The organism is Candidatus Methylacidiphilales bacterium (assembly GCA_030054035.1).
Taxonomy (GTDB): Bacteria; Pseudomonadota; Gammaproteobacteria; order JASGCS01; family JASGCS01; genus JASGCS01.
In genome coordinates, this window is the sequence record JASGCS010000010.1 from 1 (window position 1) to 13,329 (window position 13,329).

Sequence of the window (13,329 nt, forward strand, 5' to 3'; positions counted from 1 at the left end):
CAAATCAACCAGCAGGATTTATAGAATTTTCAGGTAAAACCATAAATCTACAAGCCCAGCCCTTCACCCTCAACTCCCAAGATACCCTACTCCTAGATCCTGACTATATAATAATTAGAGAAGGAGCCCAACCACCTACCTGTCCTCCTGTTGCAAATCAATGCGGATTTGATTCTCCCGTATCAAATCAAACTATTACTGCCACCACCGATACTGATCCTTTTAATGATGGGCTAGGAACAACATATATCTACGAAGATACTCTAGAGGCAGTTACAACAGGAACTATTTCACTTTCTGCAGTTAAGGGTATTTTTACTTCAAGTCCGTCAACTAACTTTGAAATTACCCTTGCCAGTGGTGTAAACATATCTTTAACTACTACCTGTACTAGTAGTTCCTGCACTGATTCTTTATCTGATTTTATACAATTAAATTCGGGAGGTTTTACAACACAAGGTAATGGAACTATCACCATTAATTCAGGTAGTAGACTAGAAATTAATAACGATATAACATCAGAATCTGGAGATATCTCCATTACAGCTGCTACGAATATCACTACTTCTGGAACTCCAACCATTACAACAACCAGCGGTGATATTTCAATAACAGCAACAGGTGGCTCAATCGGCGCATCAGGTAATCCTGTTGAGGTTTCCAGAACATCAGGGTGGTCATCTTCAAACCTCATTCTCAGTTCTTTTGAATCTGGAAACATCTACCTCAGATCAGCAAATACTGGTCTAACTGACGCTACCATAAATACATTCTCTAGTGGCACATTATCTTTAGAGCAAACCTCTGGATCATTTGCTATATCTAGCGCTCTAACTTTTTCCAATGCTACTCTTGAACTAATTTCATCAAATGACATTGCACTTGCTGCAAGTATCACCGCTACATCTGTTACTCTCAATGCTGGTACTTCAATCACACGAAGTGCAGGAGCGATAACCTCAGGTACTTCAGGCACCATCTCTCTCACCGCCACTACAGGTGATATCGGCACCTCATCTAACCCAATCTCCATTACCCAAAACGCCACCACTGGTGATCTAACCGCGACTGCATCTTCAGGTGATATTTATATTAGTGGCACTGCATCATTGTTGCTTGGCAATATTTCTACATTAGGTTCTACTTCAAGTGCAATTGATATTACTGCTGCAACTAATCTTGCTAGAACTAGTGCAACTAATATTACTTCAGGAACTTCAGGAACAATATCTCTTACCGCAACTACAGGTTCTATCGGTACCTCAGCTAATCGAATTAACATTACCCAGCAATCAACCACTGGTGATTTAACCGCAACTGCTTTATCGGGCAATATTTATCTTAATGGTTCTGCATCATTGCAACTTGGTAATATTTCTACATTAGGTTCTACTTCAAGAGCGATTGATATTACTGCTACAAATCTTTCTAGAACTAGTGCAACTAATATTACTTCAGGAATTTCAGGAACAATATCTCTTACCGCAACTGCAGGATCTATAGGCACCTCTATTAGCCCTATTAACATTGTTCAAAACGCAACCACTGGTGATTTTTCTTCTACAGGTAGTAATGTATTTGTTAGTTCAACTAGCAGCAATCTTCAAGTTGGTGCTGTGACCGGGACGACTGAAGTTTCATTGATTGCCACTGCGTTGATTGCGGCTGCCTCTCACACTGGAATTTCGGCTTCAACTTACAGTCTTACTGCTACAAGTGGTAATATAGGCACGACAACTAATAGAATTGCAATACTAACAAATCCTACTGCTTTTACTGCAAGTGCACCAGCTGCTACTGCTGTGGCACATTATAAAGCGGGTGGTTCTGCTGCTAGAACTACGATTCTAAATGGCTCTACAGTTAGGAGCGGTGCCAACAGTGTCAGTGGTGTCATTGGTGCAGCAGGAAGCCCAAACATTCTTAGCGCTTCAATTGCGAGTATTGAAGTGAGTACAGGCACTAGAACATGTACTGCTAACTGTACATTTACAATCAATGCTGCGGGTGAGATTTCTAATACTGAAGGTTATACCATTAATGCTAAAACAATTAGTATTTCTTCCACTGCAAATATTGGCACAATGCTCCATCCTATAATTGTATCTACTTGTGAAACTGCAGCAAATGCAGCAAATATTACATGTACTGATAATAGTACATTTACGAGTATTTCTATCACTGCAGCTAATGGTGGTGATATTTATATAAAAAGAGCAAATGATGAAGTATTAGGAATATTTAGTGCGGGCACGGTTTCTTTTGTGGGGACAGGTGTGGGGCCAGGATTATCTATTTACCTGATCCAAGATAATGCAGTTGCTACTATTACACAATCTATTTCGGCATCTTTAAGCGCCGCTAGGGCCAGCATCACCAACTTTTATTTGAGCGCCCCTTCGATTGTCTATAATGCCGATTTGATTTTTACTACCAAGATAACATTAAAAGCAACTGACGGTTCAATAACTACTAATGGCACAGCGTTTTTATCAGCACCTTCAATTGAGTTAATCACAACAAGGTCAGCTTCTTCTACTAACGCAGACATAGGTAGTGCATCGTCTCCGATCAGAATTTCATCAGCTTCAGCTTTTACTGATCCGCAAACTGCCTTTACTGGATTTGTAGCTAATACCAATGGCAGTGGCTCAATTTATTTAAGCAGAAATACTCTGGCAGCCGATTTAATCGGGTCAGTGTTTCCACCACCAAATCCAAATCCAATTGTTCCACCAGCAAATCCAAATCCAATTGAGGCAGATGGATTTTTATCACTGTATCAAAATAGTTCGGTATTTACCTATAATAAACCAGGTTCAGCGATTGAAGAAAGATTGATTATTATTGCACCAGGAGGTATTAATTTAACTTCAACTGGAAACATTGGAAGAGCAGCGTTTCCTATTAGACTTTCGGTTGGCACTAGTTACGCGACAAGTCTTTGTAATTTTACTGGAGGTAGCTGTCCATTAATCACATTAAGCTCCGCAGGTTCTGTGTTTATTGAAACCAATGGCAACGCTACTAATTTATTAACTCACACTATTCAAACATCAGTTTCTGGATCTATGCTAAGTATTTACCAAACTACTGGCGATATGCAAATTTTAGGCACGGTTACTTTAGGTAATTTTTCTAATTTTAATTCCTATGTGCTTGCTAGCAGGACGGGAGGTATAGTTGTATCCGGTTTGGCTTCTCAGATCAATTTAACTTCCTTAGTTACTCAACTTACTTTAGCTGGTAAGACCGGTATTGGTACTTCTGCATTGGGTTTGCCGATTAATACTGGAGCTACTACTAATATAAACTTTGGTTTATCGGGCATAGAGCAAGATTCTAATATTAATGTTGAGTATCTCGGCACAAATACTTTTAATATTGGTACTATTGTGAAAACTGCTGTGATTTCAAGATATGCCTTCATAGTTAAAGGGAGTGCATTGGTGAGTTTTAATCTAGCGGCTTCCGTACCTTCCACCCTCGACTTTATTGATTGGTATCTTGATCTGACCAATGGCAGCACTTCAAGAGTGGATACTGTCTCTTCGCTAGGTGGTAATAGCATAACATTCTCATTCTTTGGCAGTAATTACATCACTAGAATTGGCCCAAATACATTCACCACTAAACTTGGATCTGGCAAACTATTACAGCTAATAGATAACAACAGTATTATCTCTGGAAGTTCTATTTTTGACTTAACCGCGTTCAGCCCAACATCTCCAATTAAAGTTTGCGATGCTGGCTCGGTGTGTAGATTGGGAACTGCAACTGTTGCTGAAAGCAATAGCATTAGACTTGCATATAATTTTCCAAATGCAGGTGGTAATTTGAATTATTCAAACATTTCACTTGATATTAATAGCTCAGGCTCACCAGGTGATACATTAATTATTGACGCTTTAAATTCACATATTATTCCAAGTAGTAGTTCAACAACTATATCAGCTGGAAAAATTTACCTCAATGCTCGGTTAATTGGAACTGAAGCATTCCCTGTGTTATTTGCAAGTACTTCAATTTTACCTAGTGCTGGCCAGATCGCAAATGCTTATTTTAAATCTCAAGGTGCTATCTACATAGGAGCTAATAGTCTTAGCGGGTTGTTCTGTGCTAGATGTGTTGATATATATTTTAATACTGCAAATTATAACACTGCAATACTGAGCATCACGCAAGTATCTGGAGCTATTAGTAATACTGGTGGTTTTAGTGTAGGTTTTGAAAACAAAGATTATTCGTTTGATGCAATCGCAACTACCATTAATTGTGGTGCCTGTAACAGCGGCAATCAATTCATGTTCACTTCTACAAACATTGGTGCGTTAGTTATTATTGAAGCTAAAAATGGCTCAATCACACAGTCTTCAACTGCAACTGATGCGTTTACTTATAACAGTAGACTGCGTTTGAAATCTTCAGGAAATATTGGTACCAGTACCTCTTCAGTAAATATCAGTCCAAATATTGTGGCTGGTTCTGTGCCTCCGATAAGTTTGGAAGCTGGAACGAGTAGCTGTACCGCATCCTGTGGTGAAATTTATATTACAAATACAAATAGCTTTGCGCTTGATTATGCCAGAGTAATCTCGAGCACTGCTAAGGTTTCTGCTAATCTAATAAAACTAGTTTCTACTTCAGCAAATGGAATAGTGCTGTATGGAAATTCTTCTTCAACTGTTTTAATACCTGTAAATAATGGTTTATCTTATGAAAGTGATGGCCTGTATCATGTCGCAGAGTGGACCATAACTGCACCAAAGGTATACGCAACCTCAATCAGTTCTGGGTATATTAGCGCTTCTAAAATCACATTAAATTCTGGGTTAATTGGTTTAGTAAATGCTCCCTCGACCTCACCATCTGGCGATTTTACAGTGTCAGCAGACTTCCCCCTCACTTCCGCATTAAAGATATCGATCATCCCTACTACTATCACTAATGCCTTACCAGAAACTTCATATTGTGCTAGTTGCTTGGTAATTAATTCTGGAGCAGGAACGGTAACTAATGGGTATGTAAATATCTTTTTTGATGCAAGCAGAGAAAATTATAGAGTTGAGTGCGGTAGTGGTACTGTGCTTTGCCCAAGAGAAGTTGTCTTTTTTGACCGAGTCACTGCTAATCGAACATTTGTAAACTATTCTTTAATCAATGCTCTTACTTCTAAAAAACTTGATGTATCTAGTTTTTCACCTACCACTGATAATTTTATAAAGTTAGTCAGCGCTTCTGGAACTTTTTATATACCTAATGTAATTACCTTATCTGGCGGAGCAACTACTACTGGCATTTCAATAACTGCTTTTGGAAACGGAAATAATGAAGGTGTATTTTGTCTAACTGCCGCTACCTGTAGTATCACTGCGCATAGAGTATTTGTCCGTTCTAATAGTGATATCGGTACGCAGACTGATCCTCTTACCGTCAATGCCACAAGAACAAGTTTTATTGCACGCGGAGGAGTTTATTTGCAAGGCAATGATTTATTTGCTCTCTACTCACTTCATAGTGGAGTTATCCCTGCTTCTGTTCAATTTATATCTGGTGCAATTGATAGTAGTAATTTTACTTACAGCTTAGATAACGATGTGTTAGGGATTGGTGCGTTACACACTCTATATTTAAAAGCAACCCCATCAACTGGCCTTGTAACATTTACCACAACTAAAACCTTACAAATCGATCAGGATCCTAATATTGGTACAGGTAGTAATGTTGCGTTGACCATTGAAGTTGTCGGTGACATTGTTCAAAATACTGGAACTGGCGCGACGAAATCTATTTTTAGTGCAGTATCTAATGTTAAAAGTTTGGCGATTAGAACTTCAGGAAGTACGGGAACAGGACATATTGGCAAACCAACAGGATCTGGTGCCGGTGAGAACCCAATTTATTTTTCCATAGACAGTGGTGGTAGCTTGGTGATAGAAACTAGGTCTAATGGTAATGCGTATGTGAATAGTTTGACTTCTTCTGTTTTTAAACGGATTAAAGCGACTATTCTTGAATACAGTGCTAGAGATGCAGCTAATTTTCTTTTACAAATAAGAGCTGATGCTACCTATGATAGTACTAATAATCTGAACGCAATTGAAGCCGATGAAATTACCTTAAATGCTAATACTATAGGCACTGCAGATCGACCAGTTACATTAATCGCTACTAGTGTTGGTGGAACTATTAAACTCGGAATAAATCCAAATTCCAGCGCTCCTGGAAATAGTATTTATATTGACAGCAAAAATTCGTTATCGATAACCACGATCTACGCAAGATTAGTAGTAAATGTTTTACCAATTTCAACTTCTTTAGATTTTTTACAAGATTCAGCGGCTACTTCACTAGGTATATTCACTACTGATTTAATACTAAATCGAAATAATTCCAAATGGCGTTCAGTGGGAACTTCTGCGAATCCTTTAAAGCTATCAGAGATAATCAGTGATACCAGCGTCTCTGTGGAGTTGTTTGCACAACCAGTTTGTAATCCACCTATCAATACTTGTGCTAGCTACCTTGGTGGTGATGTTTTTTTAATCTTCGCTTCAGACGCTACAATTAAAACAATAACATCTTTAACGCTATCACTTCGTTCAAGTAACAGTACAGATACTATTTCAATTCTCAGTATTGTAAATCTTGAGTCATCTGCTGCTGTTAGATCTAGATATTTAAAATTAGATGGCCTTAATGATTTTAATCTTGGAAGTTCAGCATTACCGTTTACCTTAGATGTTCCAGGATCTGATTTTCTTATCCCTGCCTCCTACTCAAATCCTGTATGTACTGTCACTATTGGGTTATGTATTCAACCTGAAAAAATCAAAGATATATTTTCAACTATTTCTACCAACCTTCAGTTATCAAATGTTAGTAATTACACCATTAGACAATTTAATGTCACCGTATCTCCGATTGGGCTTTCTCGAGATTCGCCTGATCCAGCTTTTAATTTTAATGGCAAATATTTAGTAGTCACTAGTAATTTTTATGCGGCTATTAATTCTACAAAACCTATATCTTCAGATGGAAGCGTTTCAATTGTTGCAAATGTTATTGGGTTATTTTCCTTAAGTACTATTGGTTCAAGTGCAAATCCTATTAGCATCGCACCGTATGTTGCTGTGGCTACAACAAATACCTCCCCTGTTACCATCGATTTGAGTGTGCGAAGTGCTAGAAATACCTATATTAAAATTTCTTCTAGAAATACTTATAACGAAAACGCTGCAGTAAATTCAACCTTACCAAGCGCTGTCCATCTCCGCTTAATTGATACAGTAGCGCAAGCGAGTGTTGATTTTAATGAAACTATTTTCCAATTACTTAATATAAATACCGTAGGTAGCAACGGCGAGTTGCAAATCGCAACACCAATAGTATTTAGCTCAACGCTGCAATTTATTTCAGATAGCAACATTGTTTCTGTTCGTGATCCGGTAACTTCAAGTTATGGTGTTATTTTTAATTCAACAGATAGTGCCTATGTTTCAATAGTTTCTAATTTTGGTAGCATTGGTAGATCAGTCAATGATCGATTATGTTTTGGTGATAATTCAAATTATCAACTGCTCATTTCTAATGAGGGATGCTCATTTAACCCTAATGGCTTGCTTGAGCATAATCTACAACTTGAATTATCAGCTATACAAGGAAGTATATTTATTAATGGTATAGGCCTTCGTGTCATTCTGCCTTCAACTAAAAAATGGGAAGCAAAATTTGAATTAGATGTTGTTATTACTAGTGTTCTTCCGCTTGTTCAATTACAATCTGGTTCCACGATCATTGCCAACTCGGTCACTCTTCAAACCCAGACTATTGTTTCTGTTATAAATAGTCCAGCTTGTCTGACTTTCGGTAGCTGCATCGGTGGTATCAGTGGAAGTGCTTCTGCTAAAATTCAAGCAAATAATATAAATCTTTTTGCTACCGGAGGTTCAAGTCAATTCACCACTTTTAATGGAAAATCAACTTTATTACCAATTCTAGAATTTAGTATTGGTTCAAGTCCACTTCCAATTATTCTAGTAAATTATTTAGATGACCAAGCCCCGATTTCCTTATCGTTAGTAGGTTATTCCGTTTATGTAACTTCTTCTAAACCGTTATTATTACAATCTATAATTCGCAACAATAATCAGAGTATCTGGTCTGCAGTTACCAATTATTTGAGCGCGTACAATGTTTCTATCAATTCCATTCTAGCTTCTGTTACAGGTACTGGCATCTTCCAATCATCACTTGGCTCGCAATCTAATACCATAGTAGCCAATACAGTTATGTTACAAAGTGTCTCTTTGACCGGCACGACGATAAGTAATTATTACAATATAGGTAACTATCAATTGATTTCAGGATCACTAGTGCCGCAACGATTTATTTCACTTCGTCCTTCCATCAATTTTATAGATTTTGCCACTGTCGTATCAAGCAATTCAAATATTTCATTTTCTGCTAAAGGTAATAACATTGCCCTTGAGTCATATAGTAATCTGGTGTTGATTGTTGGTGAAAAATCCATATACGCAGAGCAAAGATTTGATTTACGCTTGTTTGATGGGACTAATGAAAGCTCTCTCATTACCAATGAAAGCACACTTTTAGATGCAAGGTTGGTATCAATAGAGGCGCAGAATGGCTCAATTGGATCTATAAATAACCCTTTGTTTATTAGTAATCTAGATAAGTCATTGTTGTTAGCAGTAAAAGCTGGCAATGCTTATATAACCAGCAATTCTACAGTGACTTTGTATCCATTACTTTCGGCCCCTGCTAGCGCTTTTATAATTCGAAAAGAAACCTCGTTATTAAATTTAATAACGCTAATTGTTCCTGGTGAATTACAATTAACTCTAACTGACTCAATCAATACTTCTTATTCTGTCTTAAATCCTAATCGTATTGGTATTGCTGCTGGTTCAGTTTCAATTAATGTGAGTGGTAATCTAGGAAGTCTTGCTTTCCCGATTTCTATTTACGCTGTGGCGTCTCCTGGGTTACTTAATTTAGAACAGTGTTATTTAAATTGTGATACCGTTAAACTTTCTTTAGTTGGATTTCAAGGATTTATTAATACCTACGCTACCAAAACTGAATTGTTTAGCAATCAAATATCTTCTACACCGATTAGATTTAAGGATTGGTTTGTAATTCGTGGTTTAAATTATGATTCGCTTTTGTTACCAGCTACTAGTAACGCTAGTGGTCTTACCGATATACAAGCCGGTAGATTAACTATACAATTTCCAAATGGCGATATTGGTGATTTTACTCAACTTATTTCAGGGCTTCCTAAAGCCTTACGAGTTGGCTTGCCCGATGGCACACAAAGACTCGGTTTAACTATTGAAAACCTTACCTTAGAGTTACCTGACGGATCTTCGTCACACTCAGAAGGTCTTAGGGGTAGAAATATATCAATCACAAGTTCGTCTGAACTTTATTTAGAAAGTTCAGCAATTTATACATCTTCAAAACTTGTTCTGAAAACTTATTCTGAAAGTGTACAAAGTGTTTCTGTAAAAAGAAATCCAAGCGCTCAAATTGGTTCAACTGTTACTATTTATTCCAATGCTATCGCGTTATCAATTACCGGTAATTTTGGTGAACGCGAGTTTGTAAATGGCTATGAGGATACTTCTAGATTTATAGAATTGCGTAGTGCAACTAGTGATTCATTTTTACTTTCAGGACATGCCAATTCTTTGTTTGTAAATGCTTACTCAACAATTTATTTAACCCAAAATGAATCTATTATAGGTACTAGTATATCTGCGTTAGCGCAAACCATTGTCAGTTCAGTACTCTCTTATTCTGGTGTGGTTAGATTAAACTTTTTAGAAAATGCCAGTATGTTTAATTACCAAAGTAATACTATATACTCAATGAAACTTGCACAATTAATAATTACTGGAACTGAGTCAATTGGAAGCGCTGAATCACCAATTGCTTTTTCAATTCCAGGTACCGATACTTTGATTAAACTAAAAGTTTCAATTCTGTCTGGGTCAATAGCCATTCAATCTGGTTCCCCAGTTGAGATTTTCCCCTTTTCTTTAACCCAAGTACATCCATCGCTTTCATCATCTAATTTTGGATTAGCGATTGCCAAAACTGAGAGCGGCAATCGAAACGGTTTGATTTATCTAGAAACGAAAGGTAATGGTAGTAATGTCGACGGATTTGGAGATATTATTGCTGGAGAATTTAAAAACCAAAACACAGGGGTTGCTGGCACAATAATTATAAAAACTGAGGGTGCGATTTTATTACAAGGTCTATTAATTGCAAACGCAATAGAATTATTTAGTGCAAGAGCGATTGCAAATATAAATATTTCAGAGACTTTAAGTAATTTAGATATATATGCTTCAAACTATATTCCACGAGATATTGGTAGTTCAACCTTACCTATTTCATTATTAGCTTCTTATAATAGCTCTGCACCAATATCGTTAAGAGCGGCAGGTGCAAATATTTATTTATATTCAAATTCTCCTGTCTTTTTGCCTGTTGCTCGCACTAATGAATTAGCAACATTGAGAATTCTCCCTACCGCTTATAACGGTGGTAATAGCACTCTAAATAAAGCATATATCCATGGTATCATTCAGTTTCGCTCTAGCCTTATTGGTAATTCTGTTTCAATTTCTGGACCTGGTTCAGTATTAGCAGGCTATTTACCTCTTGTTACCACGAGTGATGGTTTTACTATTCCTGTGTATGATCCAACGACAAGTACTCATATTGCGTTACATTGGGCAACTCCCAATAGTAATTATGACGCACAAACAGGGCTGATTAGGGTTTTTGGAATTAACACCTATATTCCAAGTGCAGGTACTATTTCATTTTCAATAAATGGATCGATATTAATTTCTGGCACATTAACAGCAAGCAATATTTCATTACATTCTATCTCTGGTACGGTTGGCCAATCAAATACTATTACTATTGCTGGAAATCAATTAGCAGTTAGTAATATTATTGCTAATTATGAAGCTAACCCACTGTTAGTGACTAATGCTAATCCTTTTAGTTTTATTAACAATGCAGTAAAAGTAGTAAGACCTGGTGTGTCAAGCAGTACATTAACTCAAGCCTTATATGTACATGGTTCATCGGTGTATTTACAAAGTATCAATAGCTCTTTATTAATAAATTCTGTTGAATTAGATGAGCAAGGTGTTTTAGAAATTACTGCAGGTTCCGCAGCAACACTTGCTAGTGGTTTTAATTACTATGTGAGTGGTACTGGTAACTATCTCGCACATGTTATTTCAATTTTATCAAGTGGTTCAATTGGAAATGTAAGCAGAACCGATAATAATTTTTCATTAACCGCAAAATCTGTTACTAAAATTAATAGCGATGGTTTGAGTCAGGTTATACATGGTTCAATATTACTTCATTCATTATTTGGAAATATAGGCTTTTCTTCTAACCCACTTTCTTTATCTTCTACTTCAGGAAGTTTCAATCTATCTGCATGGTCGAGAAATTATAGTAGACTTTCAAGTGGTGGTTCTGTTTATATTAATGCCAATAAATCAATTGCTTTAATTATTCCAAAGAGCGTTTTAATTGCTGATCAGAGTGTGGAATATAATTTTTATTTAACGGATCCAGTTACTGGTGTGGTAACTTCAGTCCCTTCATTGTATGCAGATTTTGCCATTAATGTAACTACCTTATTTGGTTATGATATTATTGGTTATTTTGATTCAACCGCATCAATTAGACCTTGGCAGTCAGCCTTTGCTCAAAATACAATACAGATTAGCGCTGGGGGTAATCTCTTTTCCACCGGTGAGTTTGTCTCTTCTAATATTGCGTTATACAGTAATTTATCAATAGGAAAAGAAAGTGTTTTGGCTGGAAGGTTAGTGATAGATCAAAACGGTTTACCTAATACCACATTGCCATTCAGTTCGGCAGTTAAAGTATCTCCCATATACTTGTTTGGCACAAGCGAAAAATTATTTTTCCAATCATTAACAGTATCAAGTGGAACTGAAATTGGTAATATTTATCTTTCCGCAAAATCTGATCTCTACCTAAATCAAATTATTCAGTACAATCAAAATGGTACTGTTGAATTGTACGCTATAGGAACTTATATGTATAACAATGCTGGTACCCAATATGTCTATGGCGCGAATATCCTAAATCGTAAACCTCAAGATTATTCTAGCTTTGATCCAACTGCTAGTCTTGCTAAGAGAAATTACGACTACGGGGTAAAATTCTTTGAAGTCAAAAAATTTTATGCCTACGCCAGTGGAGATATTGGAGCTCAATTAGTCCAATCAAATTCCACCAACCAAACTATCTATGGAGTATCAAATACTTATAAATTTTATGAGCCCCTAAGAGTTAAGACACATTTAGTTTCATCTTCTAATAAATCTTTAACTCTTGTCTCTTCTAATAATATTTTTATAGATTTACTCCCTGCTACTTCATCTAATTATTTAGAGAATTTTAATCAAATATTTAATTTTGCTGATATTGATTCAATCTCTTTAAACTCTAACCCAGCATCCCATCTATTAAGCATTAGACAGACTATCGGTGCCTTAGTTATAGATAAGAAAATATTATTCAACGGTGGTTCAGTTTCTCTCCATGTGCCATTTGGATCTATCGTTGGTTCAGGATCCATTAGTACGATTGGCTTATTAGCCGGACAACCTGCTAAAACTGGTGTTCTTTTAGAAGCTCGTGATTCTGTTCAACTCTATAACGAATCCGCACCTCTTGAAGCTTACTTTCTAATTATAAAAACTGAAGCTCCTTCAATCCAAGGTGACCTTAGAGTTGTTTTCTCACCTACCGTAGCTACAGCAAATACTACGTATCACGACACCTCACTTTTTGAAAATGAAATTAGTATTACTAATCTTTCATTATGCTTTGTCAGTATTACTAACTGTGTGTTTAATAATCAAACAGTTCTTCCTAGATTTGTTTTTAGTACCGATGATAAGACCACACAGGTTGCATTCATAAAATTATTAAAACCAATATCTGTTTATTATCAATTAACCAACAAAAAACTAACTGATAGATTTTATTCATATAGTTCTTATCAAGATCCATTGTTAGCTGTTCTAGCTACATCTTCATTACTATCGGTAAGAAATTTAGGACCAGTACGATTATCTCCTTTACAATTTCAACAAATATACAATCCATTCCAAGACACAGAGCTAATTCCAAGTGAAGTTGTTGGTTTATGTAAAGCAGATATCGCGAATCGGTACGACTATATTAGTGAAAATTATGTAACCATTGGTTGCATAGAGTCTGAATAAT

The 13,329-nt window shown here is 36.5% G+C and carries 1 protein-coding gene; it reads left to right on the forward strand.

Going from position 1 to position 13,329, the window contains the following annotated elements; all coding sequences use genetic code 11:
* Positions 1-13,328 (forward strand): hypothetical protein (locus tag QM538_06560; GenBank protein MDI9348150.1); only part of this gene is annotated, 13,328 nt, incomplete at its 5' end.
* Position 13,329: the final 1 nt, after the last annotated feature.